Here is a 20,097-nt window from a genome sequence, read left to right on the forward strand (position 1 = left end):
ATTTTGCGTTAAGCCGGCCGTATGGCTGCCGACAAATCCATGCCGATTCTGGTGGTCGACGACCATCGTACCATGCTGGTGATCATCGCCAGGCAGTTGCAGGGGATCGGCTTCCACGATGTCGATACCGTGGCCGACCCGGTCACGGCCTTGACCATGCTGCGCCGTCGCCGCTATGGCCTGATCCTGTCAGACTGGAACATGGCGCCCATGAATGGCCTGGCCTTTCTCGAGACCCTGCGGCGCGATCCGGATTTTGCCGATATTCCCTTCATTCTGATCACGGCGGAAAACAGGCCGGAGAATGTGGAGCAGGCGCGCCGGCTGGGGGTGGACGGGTTTATCCTGAAGCCCTTCGATACGGCCACCCTGCAGGCCCGGCTGGCAGCCGTGGTCGGCGCCGTCTGAGCGGCGATCTGGCCGAAAGAACAATCTGTTAACAGTATCGCCTTATCCTGCCACGCTTCTATAATTGCGAAACGCGGGGTGCGATTCCCCGGTGAGCTAGGACCGATACAGACAGGGAGCATGGCAGACAGGCACGACAGGCGACCTCTGGCGACCCGGCATAGTCCGGCCCGCAGCGGTGTCGCCGGCCTTGCAATGGTCGGCGCCCTCGGCCTTTTGTCGTCTGTGACTCTAGCCCAGACCGCGCCACAGACCAATACGCCGCCGATCGGCCGCCCGGTTGCCGCGCCGCCACAGCCCGCCAGTCCGGCCCAAGTCGCTCCGGCGCAACCAGCAACCTCACCAGCACAGCAGGGTGGCGCTTCGGTGCGCCTTCGCGCAGGTGAGCATCCCACATATACCCGGCTGGTTTTTGATTGGCCGCAGCGCATTGATTACAGCGCAACGGCCGAAGCAGGCCAGGCGACCATCCGTTTCGCCAGCCCGGTGGCGGTTGATCTGGGGCGCCTGCCGCAATTCCCACCGCGCAATGTGAAAAATCTGGCCTGGCGCGCTGAAGGCGGTGGCGGTGTGCTCAGTTTCACCATCCCCGAGGGTGCCGGCCTGAAATCCTGGCGCGATGGCGCCAAGATCGTTGTTGATATCACCCAGGCTGCCGAACCGGCACCGGCCGAGCCGAAGCCTGCTGCGGCCAAGGCGCCAGATACCAAGGTGACAGCCGCGAAACCTGCGGCGCCCCCCTCGGCAGCGGCAAAGCCATCTGCGGCACCGGCCACCCCGGCACCTGCGCCCGAACGCCAAGCCACCCCGGCCCAGACTCCGGCTCAGAACCAGACCCCAGCTCCGGCGGCACAGGCCAATGCCGCGCCGCCTCCTGTCGCTCCATCGGCTGCAGCCCCGGCATCCGCCGGCAATCCGGCTGCCGGGATTCCCGCTGCCGCGCCTGTTCCGGTGGTGCAGACGGCGCCGCTTGGCACATTCATGCCGGCGCCCCCGACCGGACCGATCACCGGCGCGCCCCTGGTGCCCGGCGTGGATTCCAGCCGGACCGGGCCCTTGCTCAATTTCCCCTGGACGCGCCCGGTTGCCGCCGCGGCCTTTCTGCGGAATGGCAATCTGTGGCTGGTTTTCGACCGGGCGGCCCACGTTGATCTGCGTCCCATCACCACGCGTGACTGGAGTGGGGCGATCAATGGCGTCGAGCAGCTTCCCATACCAGGCGTTACCGTGCTGCGGCTGGCGGTTCCGAGCGGGACGACGGCGAATTTCACCAGACGCAATACCGGCTGGCAGATCGGCATCAACACGATTCAGCCCGAACAGCTGGTTCCGAAGGAAACGGCCCCCGGTGCCCCGGCCGACGATTCGGGCTCACCGCGCAATCGACCGCAGGAGATCGATGTGCGCCGGCAGCTGGATGCCGATGGCGGGGCGCGGCTGTTCTTTGCCGCCAACGATCCGTCGCCGCAACTGGTCGTCCCCGATCCGGATACGGGCGACACGCTGACGGTGATCCCCTTCGCGGGCGCCAATGGCGGCGTGTCCAGCCGTCGCGATTTCATCGAACTCAGCGTATTGCCGAGCTTCCAGGGATTCGCCATTGAGCCGCATGCCGATAATCTCGATATCCGCCGTTTCCCGCGCGGCGTCGAGATCGCGACGCCGAATGGCCTGTCGCTGTCGGCGCCGCGTGGTGCCGATCCGAAAAGCGGCGCCAGCGACATTCTGCAGTTCAGCGAGTGGCGCAAGATCGACGGTGAAAGCTACGCCGAGCGGGAGGAAAACCTGCTGCGCCGGCTGGGTTTGAGCCCGCCCGGGCAGCGCCAGCAGAACCGGCTGGCTCTGGCGCAGTTCTATTCGGCCAACGATATGCAGCCCGAGGCACTTGGTGTTCTTGCGAAAGCGCGTGCGGAGCAACCGGATCTTGAGCGCGACAAGCTATATCGCGCGTTGCGCGGTATAGCGTATCTGCGGCTGGGCCGGCTTAATGATGCTGCAAACGATCTCGATTCCAAGGTTTTCGACGACGACCCTGACGTGCTTGCCTATCGTGGCATGCTGGCGGCCGAGCGCGACGACTGGCCCGCCGCGCGCCGCGCCTTCTCGCTGTCGGGTGCTGCGGTGGCAAAATTTCCGCCCGATCTGCGCGCGACACTGCGACTGACCATGGCGCGGGCCTGGCTGGCTGGTGGCGATATTGCGGCCGCCACAGCTGAATTACAGGCTCTCGACTGGGATACGCTGACCCGCGGTCAGGCCGCCGAAGGCAACTATGTACGTGGCCTGCTGGCCGATGCGACCAACAAGCCGGAAGATGCGATCCGCTTTTTCGACCTTGCTTCTGGCAGTGGCGACCGGCGCGCCCGTGCGCTGGCTGAATTCGCCAAGACCGAACTGATGTTCAGCCGCAAGCTCATCGATACGCCGCAGACGATCGAGCGGTTGGATCAATTGCGGTTTGCCTGGCGCGGCGGCCCATATGAATTCAATCTGTTGCGGCGGCTCGGCGAATTACAGTTTTCCACGGGCGATCTGCGCGGCGGGATCACCACGTTCCGCCAGTTGGTGAAGTATTTCCCGAAATCGCCGGAAGTGCCGCTGCTGACCAAGCAGATGAGCGACGAATTCGCCAAGCTGTTCCTCGATGGCGGTGCTCAGGCCCTGCCGCCGCTGACCGCGCTGGCGCTGTATTATGATTATCGCGAACTCACGCCGGTCGGGCCGGAGGGTGACGAGATCATCGGCAAGCTGGCTGACCGACTGGTTTCGGTCGATCTGCTTAACCGTGCCGCCGAGCTGCTTGAGCACCAGATCACCTACCGCCTGCGCGGTGAGGATCGCTCCAAGGCCGGAGCACGCCTCGCGGTGGTTTATCTGCTCGACCGTAATCCCGAAGCCGCGTTGAAATCGCTGCAAAATACCCAGGCCCCGAATCTGTCGCCGGCGGTTGCGCAGGAACGCCGTCTGCTTGAGGCCCGTGCCCTCGGGGATCTTGATCGTTTCCCCGAGGCGCTCAACCTGCTTGGTCAGGACCAGAGTACGGGAACCCGCAATCTGCGGGCTGATCTGCACTGGCGCGCCAAGGACTGGATTGCTTTTGCCCGGGTGGTCAGCCTGTCGCTGGGCAACCGCCATGCCGATCCGGCGCCCTTGAGCCCCGACGAACGCAAGCAGGTACTGCAGCTTGGCGTGGCCTATTCGCTGAGCAACGACGCGGCGGCGCTGAATGATCTGCGGGGCAAATACGAGGATAAATTCCGCAATACCCCTGATGCGCCGGCCTTTGCGGCGGTGGCCAGCACGGTTACCCGTGCGGCCGGCGATCCACGCGAATTGGCGGCTACGATTGCCCAGATCGGCCAGTACGAAGCCTTCATGAGCCGCTACCGCGAACGCGTCGCCAAGGGCGGCCTGAGCGCTATCAACTGAGCGGGCAATTCCGGCGCCGTCCTAGCGGGCGCCGAGGAAACTTTCGACCAGTGCGGCGCAGACCAGATTCCAGCCGTCGACCAGCACAAAAAAGATCAGCTTGAAGGGCAGGGAAATCATCACCGGCGGCAGCATCATCATGCCCATCGACATGAGGACCGAGGCCACAACCATGTCGACCACGATGAAGGGGATGAACAGCAGGAAGCCGATTTCGAAGGCGCGTTTGAGTTCGCTGATCATGAAAGCCGGCACCAGAACACGCAACGAGATCGCTTCCGGCGTTTCCGGCGGCGGCAGTCGGGCAAAGCCGCTGAACAATGCCAGGTCCTTCTCGCGCACCTGGCTGCGCATGAATTCGTGAAACGGCGCAATCGAGCGGTCGAAGGCGGTGCGTTCGTCGATCTGCTCTTCCATCAGGGGCTGGATGCCTTCGGCATAGGCCCGCTCCAGCACCGGCTGCATGATGAAAAAGGTCAGGAACAGCGCCAGGCTGACCATCACGGTGTTCGGCGGCGTCGACTGGGTGCCCAGCGCGCTGCGCAGCAGCGACAGCACCACGACGATGCGCACGAAACTGGTGATGACGACAAGGATGGATGGCGCCAGCGCCAGCACCGTGGTGAGGGCGATGAGTTGGATCACCCGGCCGGTCAGCGAACCGCCCTGGCCCAGATCGATCGACACCGACTGAGCCAGCAGCGAAGAGGGCATCAGCAGGAAAAAACCGGCCAGGGTGGCGGCCACACCGAAGACGGCGCTCCTGGCAATCCAGCGCTTATGCATTGCCGCGCCCCTGTTTGCCGGGCACGCGCAGGGTCGGCCAGCCGCCGATCCCGCTCTCTGGCGCAGGGCTGCCATCGTCCGGCCTGGTTACCGGAATGCCGGTCTCGATCACTACATCGCCATGGCTGCCTAATAGCAGCAGATGTTCGGTGTCATCGCGCCGGATCAGCACAAGTCGTCGGGTGCCATCCACCGGCGTGCTGTCGACCACGCCGATCCGCTGGCCGGGCCGCCATTTGCCAAAGCGGGCAGTGCCAGACAGCGCGCGGGCACCGTAATAGAACAGGGCAAGCAGGACCAGCAGACCGCCGAAGGCGATCGCGACCTGAGTGAAATTGATGCTGTCCATGCCGGTTCCCTGATTGCGCGCTACTTTGGTGGCGGCCCCCGAGTCGGGTCAAGCTGATATGGCCTGCAGCCGCTATGGCAGCGGCTTGCCCTGGCTGCGGTAGATATAGCTGAGAATCTCGGCCACCGCGGCGAAGGCTTCGACCGGGATCAGGGCATCGATATCGAGTTTGGCCAGAATTTCGACCAGATCGGCGTCCTGCCGGACCGTGATGCCGTGATCGAGGGCAATCCGCACGATCTGGTCGGCGATAAGGCCCTGACCGGTGGCCACCACCCTGGGGGCCTCGTCATGTGCGGCGTCATAACCCAGGGCGACGGCCTTGCTGCGGGGCGGCGGCTTGGCGGGTGGTTTGGAGGGGGGCTGGGCCATAAACGGAATTTCACCGGTGAGAGCGGGGTTGCGGCATCCTACCACGCCTCCCGGTTAACCGAATCTTTACGGCTGGGGGCCAGTCTGCCAGCCAGTGGAAAAGGCCCCCGCGCGGCCCCCCGTTCCGGGGTGACCGCCGACTGAGGATCTGGCATGGATCTCGACCGTATCAGCTTGCTGAAGGCGATCACCCGGCGCATGGACTGGCTGGGCGAGCGGCAGCGTGTGCTGGCGGAAAACGTCTCCAATGCCGATACCCCGGGTTATAAGCCCAAGGATCTCAAGCCGGTAAGCTTCAGCGAACTGGTCCGCAGCAGCCAGATCGGCATGGCGGCGACAGCCACCCAGCCCGGTCATTTCCGCGGCCTCGGCGGTCGCGGCAGCGATGGCTGGAAGGCGGATCGCAGCAAAGGCACCTATGAGACCGCGCCGAACGGCAACGAAGTGACTCTGGAACAGCAGATGATGAACGTGGCGGAGAACCAGGCCGACCACTCCCTGATGACCAATCTTTACCGCAAGCAGGTCAGCATGCTCCGCAAGGCGATTGGCGGCGGCGGCGCCCGGTGATGCGGCAATTGGATAACGGAGGCAGCGCATGGAACTGAAAAATGCGATGAAGATATCGGCCTCGGGCATGCGCGCCCAGGGCGAGCGCCTCAAGACGCTGGCGGAAAACATCGCCAATGCCGATTCCATGGCGAAAACCCCTGGCGGCGATCCGTACCGTCGCAAGGTGGTCAGCTTCAAAAGCGAACTCGACCGCGCCACCGGCGCCAATCTGGTGAAGGCGCAGCCGCCCAAGACTGACCGGTCCGATTTCGAGCTGAAATACGATCCTGGCCACCCCTCGGCCAATGCCGATGGCTACGTCAAGATGCCGAACGTCAAGACGGTGATCGAAATGGCCGACATGCGCGAGGCCCAACGCACCTACGAGGCCAATCTGAACGTGGTCGATTCAGCCAAGCAGATGATCAGCCGCACGGTCGATCTGCTGCGCAACTGATCCGGGCAAGAGGAGACTGAACCATGGCAGATCTTCGGATTGGCAATCCTCTTGCCGGGCTGGCCGCTTCCATGGCCACCGGCGATGCCGGCAAGGTCAAGCCCGGCGGGGGCTTCGGCGACATGCTGGGCGAGGCGTTGCAGCAGGCCGTCGATGCCTCGAAGCAGTCGGAAGTCACTTCGGCCAAGGCGGTCGTGGGTAAAGCCGATGTCACCGACGTGGTGACGGCCGTGACCAATGCGGAAGTCGCCCTCGATACCGTGGTGGCGGTGCGCGACCGCGTCATCAGCGCCTACCAGGAAATCATTCGTATGCCGATCTGACCGCGCATCCCCTCTGGGGTTGCGGCGGACAATGCGGTATGGTCGGCGGCAGAGGGCGAATCGATGACGGCCGTCGAAGTCACAGACGTTATGCGCGAAGGCATTTGGGTGCTGATCAAGGTGGCCGGTCCGGCCATGATCGTCAGCCTGGTGATCGGCATTGCCATTTCCCTGTTCCAGGCCCTGACCCAGTTGCAGGAGCCGACGCTGACCTTCGTACCCAAGATCCTGTCGATCTTTGGCACGCTGGTGCTCACCATGCCGTTCATGATCGGCACCATGGTCGCTTTCATGGAGCAGATCGCGCATCGCATAGCCGGCTTGCAATAGCGGGGCGGGCGGTGCTGCAGGATTTTGTTGCCGGCAATGTCTACGCATTCCTGCTGATCTTCTGTCGCCTCGGCGCGGCGATGATGTCGCTGCCGGCCGTCGGCGAGAATTCGGTACCGCCGCGTATCCGTCTCAGCATTGCCCTGCTCACCGCCGCGTTGTCGGTGCCGATCCTGGGGGCCGGCCTGCCGCCATTGCCAGCCCAGCCCTTCCATCTGGCTTTCCTGATCGTTACCGAGATCGGCTTCGGTCTGGCGCTTGGCATCATGTCGCGCCTGGTGATGTCGGCGATGCATGTTGCCGGCACCATCATCGCCATTCAGGCCGGTCTGTCGGCGGCGATGTTCTTCGATCCCAACCAGGGCTCGCAGAGCGTGCTGATCAGCAGCGCCCTGGTTTTCCTGGGCATCGCCCTGGTCTTTGCCACCGACCTGCATCTGCTGGCGCTGCAGGCCGCCTATGACAGCTACACGCTGTTTCCCCCGATGCTGGCGCCGTCCTTCGGCGATTTCGCCAATGCCGCCACGGACATGGTCGCCTCCAGCTTTGCCGTCGGCCTCAAGATGGCGGCTCCCTTCATCGTTTACGGCATCATCTTCAACGTCGCGCTTGGCCTGCTCAATCGCCTGATGCCGACGCTGCAGATTTTCTTCATCATGCAGGCGCCACAGATCGCCACGTCGCTGTTCGTGCTCGGTTTTTCGCTGGCCGCGATCGGCATATTGTTCACCACGCGCTACGAGGAACACATGGCGCAGTTCCTCGCGCCGCGCTAGGAGGCGGATATGGCCGAAGATGCCGATCCAGACTCCAAAACAGAAGACCCTTCCGGCAAACGACTGGCCGATGCGGCAAAGCAGGGCAATATCGCCCGCTCGCAGGAAATCGGTCACTGGTTCATCTTCCTGGCGGCCACGATTGCGCTCTGGGTGATGGGCGACATGCTGTCGCGCCGCGTGATCGGCGCGACGCTGTTTTTTTTCGAACAACCGCATCGTATCCCGATTGATCCCAGCCATCTGACTCAGCTGGCGGTCAACATGGCCATGGATGTCGGCTTGGTGATGGCTCCGGTGCTGGGATTGTTCGTGGTGTTCAGCCTTGCGGCCAGCATCATGCAGAACAAGCCTCAGGTCACGTTCGAGAAGCTCAAGCCCGATATCTCGAAGCTGTCGCCAATGGCCGGGTTGAAGCGGATATTCTCGGTTTCAGGCGCGGTCGAGTTCGTCAAGAACCTGATGAAGGTGGGGCTTATCGGCGCCATCCTATTCGCCATCCTGATTCCTGAGCTCGACAAGCTGGAAGCCCTGATCGATCTCGATCTTTCGGTGATCCTGCCTTTCTGCATCAGCATCGTGTTCAAGCTGCTGGGCTCACTGATCGGCATCATGGCGGTGGTCTCGGTCGCCGACTATCTCTACCAGCGCTACAATTACATCAAACAGCTCCGCATGACCCGGCAGGAGGTCAAGGACGAGCATAAGGAGACCGAAGGCGATCCGATCATCAAGGCGCGCCTGCGTCAGTTACGCATGCAGCGCGTGCGTAAGCGCATGATGGCCAACGTGCCGCAAGCCAGCGTGGTGGTCACCAACCCGACCCATTACGCCGTTGCGCTCAAATACGAGGAAGGCCAGTCCGAGGCACCGATCGTAGTGGCCAAGGGCGTCGACGTGCTGGCGCGGCGCATCCGCGAAATCGCCACCGAGCATGATGTGCCGATTGTCGAGAATCCGCCGCTGGCCCGCGCGCTCTACAAGGTCGAGCTCGATGAGCCGATCCCGATCGACCATTATCGTGCGGTTGCCGAGGTGATCTCCTACGTCATGCGGCTGAAGGATGGCCTGACGACCAAGTATGAGCCCAAGGTCGAGACGGTCGAGTAGCCGATGCCACTGTCCTTCATCTCGTTGATCGGTTCCTCGCGTCGCCGCGCGGCCTGGCTGCTGGCAGAAGCCAGCCCGTTCGCCCGCGCCGTTACCCGCGGCCCGACGCTGCTGGCCGCAAATACCGCCTATCGCGTGCTGGCGGCCCGTCTGGGCCATGAAGGCAGTATTGCGCCCGAGCAGTTGCTGGGCGCCGAAATCGGCAATGCCGAAACTCTGTCACGCCTGCGTGCGCTGCTGCCGCTGGGTCGCGCCGTGCAGGAGGATTTTCCGCTCGAACTGGGTGAGGATTTCCTGCCGTTGCGCGTGACCGGCATGTTGGCGCCGGGCCGGCGCGACTGGGTGATTTGGGACATCCAGGAGGTCGCCGACAGTGCCGCGGCCCTGGTTGCTGTGCGTCAGCAGCGCGACGAGCTGGCGGCTTTTATCGATAACGCGCCGGTCGGACTGTATTCGGTCGCGCCGGATGGTCATTTTCTATTCGCCAACCGCACTTTTGCCGCCTGGCTTGGCCTGCAGCCCGAGCAGCTGGTCGGTGGCGACCTGGTTCTGGCCGACGTGCTGCAGCATAGCGAGGATCGTGCCGGCGAGGCGATGACGCCGGATTGGGAAGGCGGCGAGGCGAAGCTGAAGCCGGCCAGAGGCGAGAAGGGCAGCGACGAGAAGGCCGGCCTGCGCCTTGTCAGCGTCAGCCAGACCGCGATCGCTGATCCCGAGGGCCATCCGCTGCGCTACAGCGCCGTGGTGCATGACCTCGGGCTGGAATTGCGCCAGCGCGGTACGTTGCGTCCGGTGGAAGCCGAATTCCGCCGCTTCTTCGACCAGGCCCCCATCGGCATCCTGGTGCTGGATGCGGCCGGCACCGTGCGCGAGGCGAATGCCGCCTTCGCGCAGCTCTGCGGGCGTGATGACTGGCTCGGCCAGCGGCTGGCCGCGCTGGTGCGCGAGGAGGATGCTCTGGCGCTGACGCGGCATCTTGTGGCGTTGCGGCGCGGCGAGATTTTCGGCCGGCCGCTGGAGGTGCGCCTGGCCGGCCCGCGTGAGCGTGTGGTCGAGGTTTTTGCCGCCTCGTCGGCCGAGCGCGACGACGGCCAGTCGGCGCAGCTGGTTTATCTGGTCGACACTACCGAGCAGCGCAGCCTGCAGACCCAGTTTCACCAGAGCCAGAAGATGCAGGCGGTGGGCCAGTTGGCCGGCGGCATCGCGCATGACTTCAATAATCTGCTGACCGCGATGATTGGTTTCTGCGACCTGCTGCTGCAGCGGCACCAGCCCGGTGACCAGTCCTTCGCCGACATCATGCAGATCAAGCAGAATGCCAGCCGGGCAGCCAATCTGGTGCGCCAGCTGCTGGCCTTCTCGCGCCAGCAGACCCTGGTGCCCAAGGTGCTCGATGTTACCGACGTGCTGGCCGATCTGCGCAACCTGATCGGCCGCCTGATCGGCGAGACCATCACGCTGACCATGACCCATGGCCGCGATCTCGGCCTGGTCAAGGTCGACCAGGGCCAGCTTGAGCAGGTCATCATAAATCTGGCGGTCAATGCCCGCGATGCCATGAGCGAGGGCGGCGAACTCAAGATCCGCACGCTCAACCACCATGTCGACCGTGCCGCCGAACTGGGTGCCGAGACGATCCCGCCCGGCGATTACGTGCTGATCGAGGTCACCGATACCGGCCACGGCATTCCGCCGGAGCATATGGCCAAGATCTTCGATCCATTCTTCACCACCAAGGCGGTCGGCGCCGGCACCGGTCTGGGCCTGTCCACCGTCTATGGCATCATCAAGCAGACTGGCGGCTTCATCCACGTCGAAAGCGAGCCGGGCGATGGCGCCTGTTTCCGGATCTACCTGCCGCGCTACCGGCCCAAGCCCGAGGAACTGGCGGCCAGCCGCAACGAGGCTCGGCCCGATACCCGCGATCTTACCGGGCGTGGCCTCGTGCTGCTGGTGGAGGACGAGGATGCCGTGCGCGCCTTCGCCGCCCGTGCCCTGCGCAACAAGGGCTACACCGTGATCGAGGCGGCCTCGGGCGAGCAGGCGTTGGCGTTGCCGACCGAGCAGCTCAACCGGGTGGAACTGCTGATCTCCGACGTGGTGATGCCCAATCTGGATGGTCCCAGCCTGGCGGCGGCCCTGCGGCAGAGCCGGCCGGACCTGAAAATCCTGTTTATCTCTGGTTATGCTGAAGACAGTTTACGCTCGAATTTGGCGAAATCGCCCCATGTAAACTTCCTTCCCAAGCCATTTTCTCTGGGCCAGCTGGCCGGAAAGGTGAAGGAAGTGATGGATGCCGAGCCACCCGGCGGGAATCGCCCGGCAGCCTGAACGGCCGCGAACCGGTTTGAAATAGAACCAGAACATCCTGCGAATTTATTGAAAAAACCCTGCCGGCACGGGGCGTTGCCGATTCCGCTGGACAATGGCAACGATATGAGAACATATAGGGTCATTAGCGCGTATCGTTGCAAATCCACCGGCCCCATGAAAGGATGCCCCGCATGTCGTCCCCCAATCTTCGCGTCGTGGAAAAAGAGAACATGGACAAGAGTAAGGCGCTGGAAGCTGCGCTCTCGCAGATCGAGCGCACCTACGGCAAGGGCTCCGTGATGAAGCTGGGGGCGCGCCAGAATGTCGAGATCGAATCGATCTCGACCGGTTCGCTCGGCCTCGATATCGCGCTTGGCATCGGTGGCCTGCCGCGGGGCCGCATTATCGAAGTCTACGGTCCGGAAAGCTCGGGCAAGACCACGATCGCGCTGCATGTGGTGGCCGAGGCCCAGAAGAAGGGTGGCACCTGCGCCTTCGTCGACGCCGAACATGCGCTGGATCCGTCCTATGCCCGCAAGCTCGGCGTCAATGTCGGCGAGTTGCTGATTTCCCAGCCCGATACCGGCGAACAGGCGCTGGAGATCGCCGATACCCTGGTGCGCTCGGGCGCCATCGACGTGCTGGTAATTGACTCCGTCGCCGCCCTGGTGCCGCAGGCCGAGCTGGAAGGCGAGATGGGCGATACCCATGTCGGCCTGCAGGCCCGCCTGATGAGCCAGGCCCTGCGCAAGCTCACCGCTTCGATCTCCAAGTCGAACACCATGGTGATCTTCATCAACCAGATCCGCATGAAGATCGGCGTCATGTTTGGTAATCCGGAAACCACCACCGGCGGCAACGCGCTGAAATTCTACGCCTCGGTCCGCCTCGACATCCGCCGGATCGGCGCCATCAAGATCCGCGACGAGGTTGTCGGCAACCAGACCCGCGTCAAGGTGGTCAAGAACAAGGTCGCGCCCCCGTTCAAGGTGGTCGATTTCGACATCATGTATGGCGAGGGCATCTCCAAGACCGGTGAGCTGATCGACCTGGGCGTGAAGGCCAATGTGGTCGACAAGTCGGGTGCCTGGTTCTCCTACGACAGCCAGCGGATTGGCCAGGGCCGTGAGCAGGCCAAGGTATTTCTTAAGGAAAATCCAGAGGTTGCCCAGAAAATCGAAGCCGCGATCAAGGCCAATTCAGGCATTGTCGCCGCTGCCATCGATGCCGGGGCGGATGTTCCCGAAACCGAAGACGCAGATTGATTTTTCCCCTCGCGCCGCTATCTCGCGGCGTATGAGTTCTCTCCTCCATGGGAACCCCGGTACCGGAGCTCGGTGCCGGGGTCTTTTTTTGCCCTAAAGCTGGGCAGTTAACCGCTTTCGGCCTGCCTTTCCGCTGGCTGGACAGGGGTTTCCCGGGGCGTTAATTAAGTCCTCTTGCCGGGCGGCCGGGGGAGAATCCTTAACGGCCGGCCCGGCCCAGACAGCAGAATTCCGCCGGCCGGCCCTCAGCCGCCGGCCCTGATCAGGGGTGTGAAGCCAATGTCCTCCGCCAGCGATATCCGGCAGGCCTTTCTCGATTATTTCGCCAAGGCCGGGCACCAGGTGGTGGACTCGTCGCCGCTGGTGCCGCGCAACGACCCGACCCTGATGTTCACCAATGCCGGCATGGTGCAGTTCAAGAATGTCTTCACCGGCCAGGAGAAGCGTCCCTACACCCGCGCTGCCACCTCGCAGAAATGCGTGCGCGCCGGCGGCAAGCATAACGACCTGGATAACGTCGGCTACACCGCCCGGCATCACACCTTTTTCGAGATGCTCGGTAATTTCTCCTTCGGCGATTACTTCAAGGACGAGGCGATTCCGTTCGCCTGGAACCTGATAACCAGGGAATACGGCCTGCCCAAGGACAAGCTCTGGGTCACGGTCTATCACGACGATGACCAGGCCTTTGACATCTGGAAAAAGGTCGCAGGCCTGCCTGACGAGCGCATCGTGCGCATCGCCACCTCGGATAATTTCTGGGCCATGGGCGATACCGGCCCCTGCGGCCCCTGCTCGGAAATCTTCTACGATCACGGCGACAAGGTGGCCGGCGGCCCGCCGGGCAGCCCGGATGCCGATGGCGACCGCTATATCGAGATCTGGAATCTCGTCTTCATGCAGTTCGAGCAGGTGACGAAGGAGCAGCGCATCGCGCTGCCCAAGCCGTCGATCGACACCGGCATGGGGCTGGAGCGCATCACCGCCGTGATGCAGGGCAAGCATGACAATTACGACATCGACATCATGCGCACGCTGATCGAGGCATCGGCGGATTTCGCGCATACCGATGCCGATGGCGAGCACAAGATGAGCCACCGCGTGATCGCCGATCACCTGCGCTCCTCCTGCTTCCTGATCGCCGATGGCGTGCTGCCGTCGAACGAAGGACGCGGTTATGTGCTGCGCCGCATCATGCGTCGCGCCATGCGCCATGCCCAGTTGATGGGCTGCAAGGAGCCGCTGATGCATCGCCTGGTACCGGCGCTGGTCTCGGTGATGGGCCGCGCCTATCCCGAACTCGGCCGCGCCGAAAGCCTGATCAGCGAGACGCTGAAGCTGGAGGAAACCCGCTTCAAGCAGACGCTAGATCGTGGCCTCAGGCTGCTGGATGAAGCCACCACGGGGATGTCGAAGGGCGACATGCTGCCGGGTGAGGTGGCCTTCAAGCTCTACGACACATACGGCTTCCCGCTCGACCTGACCCAGGATGCCCTGCGTCTGCGCGGCATCAATGTCAATCTCGATGGTTTCCAGGAGGCCATGGCGGCGCAGCGCGCCGAGGCGCGCAAGGCCTGGGCCGGTTCCGGCGAGGCGGCCACCGAGAAGGTGTGGTTCGACATCAAGGAAGAGCAGGGCGCCACCGAGTTCCTCGGCTACGACACCGAGGCCGCCGAGGGCCGCATCGATGCCATCGTGGTCGGTGGCCAGCCGGTGCCGGAAGCCAAGGCCGGCGCCGAGGTTGCCGTCGTGCTGAACCAGACGCCGTTTTATGCCGAATCCGGCGGCCAGGTCGGCGATACCGGCATCATCGTTGCTGCCGCCGGCGCCAGGGTGCAGGTGTCTGATACCCAGAAGAAGCTCGGCCTGCTGCATGTGCATGTCGGCAAGGTGGTGGAAGGCACGCTCAAAGTCGGCGACATGGCGACGCTCACGGTTGATCATGCCCGCCGCAGCGCTATCCGCGCCAACCACTCGGCCACGCATCTGCTGCATGCCGCCCTGCGTCGTCGCCTGGGCGATCATGTCACGCAGAAAGGTTCGCTGGTCTCGCCAGACCGGTTCCGTTTCGACATCAGCCATCCCAAGCCGCTTACGCCTGAGGAAACCACGGCCGTCGAGGCCGAGGTGAACCAGCTCGTGCGCCAGAACAGCGACGTCACCACCCGCCTGATGACCCCTGACGAGGCCATCGCCGCCGGCGCCATGGCATTGTTTGGCGAGAAATATGGCGACGAGGTGCGCGTGCTGGCCATGGGCCGCGATGGCGAAAAGGATTATTCGGTTGAGCTCTGCGGCGGCACTCATGTGCGCCGCACCGGCGATATTGGCCTGTTCAAGATCGTCAACGAGGGCGCGGTGGCGGCCGGCGTGCGCCGCATCGAGGCGCTGACCGGCGAGGCGGCGCGGCATTACTTCGCCGAGCAGGAAGAAACCCTGAAAGCCGCCGCCGACGCGCTGAAGGCGCAGCCTCGGGAAGTGCCGCAGCGCCTGACCGCGCTGCTGGAGGAAAAGCGCAAACTGGAACGCGAGTTGTCGGAACTGCGCAAGCAGCTGGCGACTGGTGGTGGCGCCGGCGGCCCGCAGGTGCAGGATCTCAATGGCGTGAAGTACGCCGCTCGCCGGCTGGATGGTGTACCGGCCAAGGATCTGCGCGGCATGGTCGATGCGATGAAAAAAGAGATCGGTTCCGGCGTGGTCGCGCTTACCTCGGTGGCCGACGGCAAGGTGGCCGTGGTGGTTGGCGTTAGTGCCGACCTGACCGGCAAGCTGAATGCCGCCGATCTGGTCAAGATCGCCACGCCGCTGATCGGTGGCCAAGGCGGCGGCGGACGGCCTGATTTCGCCCAGGGCGGCGGCGCCGACCCGGCGGGCGCCGAGAAGGCGCTCGATGCCATTGCGGCTGAGATCGGCAAGGCGGCGTGACAGTACGGCGCCACAAGCGCCAGATTGCCGCCGCCTCCGGTGAAGGCTGGCGCCGGCGCTGTTTCGATCTGCTGGCCGACGATCTGACCGATTCAGGCCTCGGCCACCGGCTGGTTTCCAGCCTGATCCTGTTGGGCATTGCCGCCTGCGCGCTCGCCATTGTCCTGGTGACCATACCGGGGCTGGATGCGCGCAGCGGCTTCTGGCTCGATCGTGTGCGCGAAGCCACCGACATCCTATTCACCGCCGAATATCTGCTGCGCATCTGGATCGCGCCAGATTACATCCATGGCGGCCGGATCAGCGCCACGACGATGCGTCGCCGCTACATGACCTCGTTTCTCGGTGTCATCGACCTGCTGGTGATCCTGCCATTCTGGATTAATCTGATCGTACCGTTCCCGCGCGACCTGTTTCTGACGCTGGAAATGTTCACCCTGTTCAAGCTGGCGCGCTATCTGCCGGGGTTAAGCCTGGTTGTCGGTGTTCTGAAGCGCGAAATGTCGGCCTTGGGCGCGGCGCTGATGACGGTCGGCGTGTTGCTGGTGATCGCCTCCTGCATCATGTACGTGCTGGAAAACGAAACCCAGCCCGAGGTGTTCGGGTCGATCCCGCAGGCATTGTGGTGGGGCATCGTCACCGTCGGCTCGGTCGGTTATGGCGACATGATTCCGGTGACGCCGCTGGGCAAGCTGTTCAACGGCTTTGTCATCGTGCTGGGCGTAGCCACCTTTGCCATTCCGGCCGGTCTGCTCGCTTCGGGCTTTGCCGAGGAATTCAAGCGCCGCGAATTCATGGTCACCTGGCGCGCGGTCGCCGCCTTGCCGATCTTCAGTCAGCTCGATGCCAGTTCGATTGCTGAGATCGCCAGCCTGCTCAAGCCGCAGGTGGTGCCGGCTGGCGCGGTGATCGTGCGCCGGGGTGACCGGGCCGAAGCCATGTTCTTCATCATGGCCGGCGAAGTGGAGGTTGAAATCCTGCCCGAACCGGTCCTGCTCGGTATGGGCCAGCATTTCGGCGAGATTGCCCTGCTCAATCGCACTGACCGCACCGCCACCGTCATCGCGGTCAGTGCCTGCCGCCTGCTGACCCTGGAAGTGGCCGATTTCCAGCGCCTGCTGCAGGTGCATCCGACCATCCGCGAACATATTTCCAGCCTGGCCGAACAGCGCATCGCGCAAAGAAAAACGGCGGAGGGCGATCTGCCCCCCGCCGTCTAGGCTGAGGCTTTCATTAGGCCTGACAAGTGCGAGCCGCGGCTGCGCAGGAAGATTTCCAGCAGCTTCGGATAATCGGCCGACACGGCCTCTCTTATGCTTTCCCGCGCAGAAAGCGCCCGTCGCCAAGCCTTCAGGTTCGGTTTTCCGTCGAAGACGTCGGGATCGATGTGCCGCTCGAACACGTCGAAATACCGGAAGACTGGGCCGAATGCGGCATCGACCAGGGAAAAAACCGCACCCGAGAAATACAGCCCTTCCCGGTGCGCCAGTTCATCTTCCAGCCGCTGGAATTTGGCGCCGATATCCGCCGTCTTCCGCTCGAAGCCATCGGCATCGGGGGCGACATAAAAACCCCAGATGTCGTTCAGCACCGAAGAGGCGAATTCGATCCAGGCGCGGTGCTGGGCCCGCCGGATCGGATCGGCGGGGTGCAGGCGGGGCGCGATCGTCTCGTCGAGGTAATCGCAGATCGCGGCAGACTCAAAGAGCACGGCATCGTCCACCAGCAGCAGCGGAACCTTGCCCAGTGGTGAAATAGCCCTGAACCACTCAGGCTTGCTGCTCAGATCAACCACAATGCGCTCGAATGTGACCTGCTTTTCCGTCAGGGCGATGGCCGCACGCTGTACGTAAGGGCAGAGCGCATGGCTGACCAGTTTCAGTTGCGTCATGATCGGCTCCTCATCAGGCGCGGACGCTGCGGAACCGGAAAGCGCCACCGCCGACGAGGGCCTGCGCCAGACAGAGCACCAGCAGATATGCCGGATATTCCCAGCCGCCATTCGATGCCGAAAAGACCCAGCCGTTTCCGGCATGTACATACCAGGCACCGATCAGGATGGGAGAAAGGGCGAGCGCCACAACGCGCGTCAGGATGCCGGCGATCAGCATCAGGCCGCCGGCCGTTTCCGCCAAAGCTGTGACATAGGCCAGCCAGCCGGGTAGGCCGATGCCTTCGAAGAAGACTGCCGTGCCAGCCAGGCCAAACACGAAGACTTTCAGGAGCAGGCCATGAGCCAGGAACATGATGCCAAGGCTGACGCGCAGCAGGGCAATGCCGTAGTCGCGGCTGGCGGGCGAGGTGAGGTCGATCATCGGGCGGTCTCCGCAGGTTGGTTCCGCTGCCGAAGTACCGCCTTCCATTTTGCAAATCCATATGCATTTTTGGAAATTAGATTTGCATGACTGCAAGAAAACAAACGGCTATGCTGGCGCCATGCAGGACTGGAACGACCTTCGGCTGATATTGGCCATCGGCCGCGCAACGACCCTGACCGGCGCAGCCGTCGCGCTCGGGATCAATCATTCGACGGCTTTCCGCCGGCTTGGTGCGCTTGAAACGGCCATGGGTGTGCGGCTGTTCGAACGCCTGCCCGCAGGGGTGTATGCGCCCACGGCGGCTGGGGAGCGCATGGTCGCGGCCGCGGAGCGAATCGAAACCGAGGCTGCGGCGCTGGACCGGGAGATCGCCGGCCGCGACCATAGCCTGACGGGCCGTTTGCGCGTGACGGCTTCTGAAACGCTGGCCTATCGGGTGTTGACCGGACAGATCGCCCGCTTCCACGCTATCCATCCCGGCATCGGCATCGAACTGCTGATCGACAATCGTATCCTAAGCCTGTCGCGTCGCGAAGCCGACGTCGCCCTGCGCGTGATGCGGCCGAAGGAGGGCGATCTCTACGGCCGTAAGCTCGCCGATATCGCCTGGTCGGTTTACGCCTCGCGAGGTCTGGCTGAAACTCTGCCGGTCGTCCGCGCCCTGCGGTTCGAGAATCTGCCCATGATAGGCTGGGAAAGCGGCGTCACCGGCATCAATACGGCCGACTGGCTGGGGCAGCATGGCGCCGACAGCAGCACGATCTACCGGACGAACAGCGTGGTGAATCAGCTTGTCGCCGCCAGGACCGGCATCGGCGTGGCGGTTCTGCCCTGCTATCTGGGCGATCCCGAGCCGGATTTGGTCAGGCTCGTGCCACAGCCGATCCCAGCCTTGGACCGGGAGTTGTGGATCGTCACCCATGAGGATCTGCGCCGAACCGCACGCGTACGGGCATTTTTCGATGTGGTCGGAGAGGGCATTATCGCCACCCGCAATCTGCTCGCGGGGTTTGTCGGACGGCAGGAAAAGAAAAACGGCGGGGAGCGATCCGCCCCCCGCCGCAAGCAGGCTGCAGGTAAAGCGCGGGCTTAGGCCAGCGCCTTCTTCAGGTTCTCGTCGATCTTGTCGAGGAACTTCTGAGTGGTCAGCCAGGGCTGCTCCTTCGAGATCAGGATCGCCAGGTCCTTGGTCATGAAGCCGGCTTCCACCGTCTCGATGCAGACCTTCTCCAGCGTATGCGCGAACTTGTCCAGCGCCGCGTTGTCGTCCAGCTTGGCGCGATGCATCAGGCCGCGCGTCCAGGCGAAGATCGAGGCGATCGGGTTGGTCGAGGTCTCGCGGCCGGCCTGGTGTTCGCGATAGTGGCGCGTCACCGTGCCGTGGGCAGCCTCGGCTTCCACCACCTTGCCATCCGGCGTCATCAGCACGCTGGTCATCAGGCCCAGTGAGCCGAAGCCCTGCGCCACCACGTCGGACTGCACGTCGCCGTCGTAGTTCTTGCAGGCCCAGACGAACTTGCCCGACCACTTGATGGCGCAGGCCACCATGTCGTCGATCAGGCGGTGTTCGTAGGTGATGCCGGCAGCCTTGAACTTGTCGGCGAATTCGGTGTTGAACACCTCTTCAAACAGATCCTTGAAGCGGCCATCATAGGCCTTGAGGATGGTGTTCTTGGTCGACAGGTAGAGCGGCCAGCCACGCACCAGCGAGTAGTTCATGCTGGCGCGGGCGAAGTCGCGGATCGAGTCATCGAGGTTGTACATCGCCATGGCGACGCCGCTGCTCGGGGCCTTGAAGACTTCCTTCTCGATCACCTTGCCGTCCTCGCCGACGAACTTGATGGTCAGCACGCCCTTGCTGGGGAAGCGGAAGTCGGTGGCGCGATACTGGTCGCCGAAGGCATGGCGACCGACCACGATGGGCTCGTTCCAGTGCGGCACCAGGCGCGGCACGTTCTTACAGATGATCGGCTCGCGGAAGATCGTGCCGCCCAGGATGTTGCGGATGGTGCCGTTCGGCGACTTCCACATTTCCTTCAGATTGAATTCCTTCACGCGCGCTTCGTCCGGCGTGATGGTGGCGCATTTCACGCCGACGCCGTGCTTGAGGATGGCGTTGGCGGAATCGATGGTCACCTGGTCGTTGGTCTTGTCGCGGTATTCGACGCCGAGATCGAAATAGAGCAGGTCGACATCGAGATAGGGGAGGATCAGCTTCTCCTTGATGAACTTCCAGATGATCCGGGTCATCTCGTCGCCGTCGAGTTCGACGACCGGATTCTTCACCTTGATTTTCGCCATTAGACAGATCCCTCCACGGTCTCGGTTGCGTTTCGTCAGGTGGCCGGACCCTAGCAAAGCAGGCCGGCCGGGCAAAGGCCTTG

General features: G+C 63.4%; 19 protein-coding genes. 13 read left to right on the top strand and 6 right to left on the bottom strand.

Going from position 1 to position 20,097, the window contains the following annotated elements:
* The first annotated feature begins 21 nt into the window (after positions 1-21).
* Together Q1J79_RS07465 and Q1J79_RS07470 are read left to right on the top strand one after the other, a co-directional pair.
* Positions 22-408 carry a response regulator gene (locus Q1J79_RS07465; protein WP_300298730.1) on the top strand — a complete coding sequence of 129 codons (387 nt, stop codon included), beginning with the start codon at positions 22-24 and terminating at the stop codon, positions 406-408.
* Positions 409-774: 366 nt separating this feature from the next.
* Positions 775-3,837: a hypothetical protein gene (locus Q1J79_RS07470; RefSeq protein WP_300298733.1), complete on the top strand. Its 3,063-nt coding sequence runs from the start codon at positions 775-777 to the stop codon at positions 3,835-3,837.
* Positions 3,838-3,858: 21 nt separating this feature from the next.
* On the opposite strand, the gene fliP is transcribed toward Q1J79_RS07470, so the two are convergent.
* From fliP to Q1J79_RS07485, 3 genes are all read right to left on the bottom strand, one after another.
* A complete protein-coding gene (gene fliP / locus Q1J79_RS07475; protein WP_300298736.1) occupies positions 3,859-4,623 on the bottom strand; it encodes a flagellar type III secretion system pore protein FliP in 765 nt (254 codons plus the stop codon).
* A complete protein-coding gene (locus tag Q1J79_RS07480; RefSeq protein ID WP_300298738.1) occupies positions 4,616-4,972 on the bottom strand; it encodes a flagellar biosynthetic protein FliO in 357 nt (118 codons plus the stop codon). The genes fliP and Q1J79_RS07480 overlap by 8 nt, the downstream gene beginning before the upstream one ends.
* A 72-nt stretch (positions 4,973-5,044) precedes the next feature.
* Entirely contained in the window at positions 5,045-5,344 is a 300-nt protein-coding gene (locus Q1J79_RS07485) for an EscU/YscU/HrcU family type III secretion system export apparatus switch protein (protein WP_300298741.1), read from the bottom strand.
* A 153-nt stretch (positions 5,345-5,497) separates the two neighbouring features.
* Here Q1J79_RS07485 and Q1J79_RS07490 point away from each other — a divergent pair, with 153 nt between their 5' ends.
* From Q1J79_RS07490 to Q1J79_RS07535, 10 genes are all read left to right on the top strand, one after another.
* Positions 5,498-5,914 (top strand): flagellar basal body protein, encoded by a 417-nt coding sequence (locus Q1J79_RS07490; RefSeq protein ID WP_300298744.1) that lies wholly within the window; start codon positions 5,498-5,500, stop codon positions 5,912-5,914.
* Positions 5,915-5,942: 28 nt separating this feature from the next.
* The gene (gene flgC, locus Q1J79_RS07495; RefSeq protein ID WP_300298747.1) at positions 5,943-6,353 is read left to right on the top strand and encodes a flagellar basal body rod protein FlgC; all 411 of its coding nucleotides are present in this window, start codon (positions 5,943-5,945) and stop codon (positions 6,351-6,353) included.
* A 23-nt stretch (positions 6,354-6,376) separates the two neighbouring features.
* Positions 6,377-6,676: a flagellar hook-basal body complex protein FliE gene (fliE, locus tag Q1J79_RS07500; protein ID WP_300298750.1), complete on the top strand. Its 300-nt coding sequence runs from the start codon at positions 6,377-6,379 to the stop codon at positions 6,674-6,676.
* A 63-nt stretch (positions 6,677-6,739) separates the two neighbouring features.
* On the top strand, positions 6,740-7,006 hold the full coding sequence (gene fliQ, locus Q1J79_RS07505; RefSeq protein ID WP_300298753.1) for a flagellar biosynthesis protein FliQ: 267 nt from the start codon (positions 6,740-6,742) through the stop codon (positions 7,004-7,006).
* Positions 7,007-7,017: 11 nt separating this feature from the next.
* Complete coding sequence (locus Q1J79_RS07510; protein WP_300298756.1) at positions 7,018-7,782, top strand: flagellar biosynthetic protein FliR; 765 nt, start codon at positions 7,018-7,020, stop codon at positions 7,780-7,782.
* Positions 7,783-7,791: 9 nt separating this feature from the next.
* Positions 7,792-8,892, top strand: a complete 1,101-nt coding sequence (flhB, locus tag Q1J79_RS07515; RefSeq protein WP_300298758.1) for a flagellar biosynthesis protein FlhB — start codon at positions 7,792-7,794, stop codon at positions 8,890-8,892.
* Positions 8,893-8,895: 3 nt separating this feature from the next.
* Positions 8,896-11,223, top strand: a complete 2,328-nt coding sequence (locus Q1J79_RS07520; protein ID WP_300298761.1) for an ATP-binding protein — start codon at positions 8,896-8,898, stop codon at positions 11,221-11,223.
* A 173-nt stretch (positions 11,224-11,396) separates the two neighbouring features.
* Positions 11,397-12,470: a recombinase RecA gene (gene recA / locus Q1J79_RS07525; RefSeq protein ID WP_300298764.1), complete on the top strand. Its 1,074-nt coding sequence runs from the start codon at positions 11,397-11,399 to the stop codon at positions 12,468-12,470.
* A 279-nt stretch (positions 12,471-12,749) separates the two neighbouring features.
* A complete protein-coding gene (gene alaS, locus Q1J79_RS07530; protein WP_300298767.1) occupies positions 12,750-15,395 on the top strand; it encodes an alanine--tRNA ligase in 2,646 nt (881 codons plus the stop codon).
* The gene (locus tag Q1J79_RS07535) at positions 15,392-16,615 is read left to right on the top strand and encodes a cyclic nucleotide-gated ion channel (protein WP_300298770.1); all 1,224 of its coding nucleotides are present in this window, start codon (positions 15,392-15,394) and stop codon (positions 16,613-16,615) included. Before alaS ends, Q1J79_RS07535 begins: the two co-directional genes overlap by 4 nt.
* On the opposite strand, the gene Q1J79_RS07540 is transcribed toward Q1J79_RS07535, so the two are convergent.
* Positions 16,612-17,334: a glutathione S-transferase family protein gene (locus Q1J79_RS07540; protein ID WP_300298773.1), complete on the bottom strand. Its 723-nt coding sequence runs from the start codon at positions 17,332-17,334 to the stop codon at positions 16,612-16,614. The two genes, Q1J79_RS07535 and Q1J79_RS07540, sit on opposite strands and share 4 nt — an antisense overlap.
* Positions 17,300-17,710 carry a DoxX family protein gene (locus Q1J79_RS07545; RefSeq protein ID WP_300298776.1) on the bottom strand — a complete coding sequence of 137 codons (411 nt, stop codon included), beginning with the start codon at positions 17,708-17,710 and terminating at the stop codon, positions 17,300-17,302. Before Q1J79_RS07545 ends, Q1J79_RS07540 begins: the two co-directional genes overlap by 35 nt.
* Between Q1J79_RS07545 and Q1J79_RS07550 the strand changes: the two genes are divergently transcribed.
* Positions 17,697-18,806 (top strand): LysR family transcriptional regulator, encoded by a 1,110-nt coding sequence (locus tag Q1J79_RS07550; RefSeq protein ID WP_300298780.1) that lies wholly within the window; start codon positions 17,697-17,699, stop codon positions 18,804-18,806. The two genes, Q1J79_RS07545 and Q1J79_RS07550, sit on opposite strands and share 14 nt — an antisense overlap.
* On the opposite strand, the gene Q1J79_RS07555 is transcribed toward Q1J79_RS07550, so the two are convergent.
* Positions 18,803-20,014, bottom strand: a complete 1,212-nt coding sequence (locus tag Q1J79_RS07555) for an NADP-dependent isocitrate dehydrogenase (RefSeq protein ID WP_300298783.1) — start codon at positions 20,012-20,014, stop codon at positions 18,803-18,805. The two genes, Q1J79_RS07550 and Q1J79_RS07555, sit on opposite strands and share 4 nt — an antisense overlap.
* Positions 20,015-20,097 lie beyond the last annotated feature (83 nt).

It is taken from the genome of Ferrovibrio sp. (assembly GCF_029255545.1).
Taxonomy (GTDB): Bacteria; Pseudomonadota; Alphaproteobacteria; order Ferrovibrionales; family Ferrovibrionaceae; genus Ferrovibrio.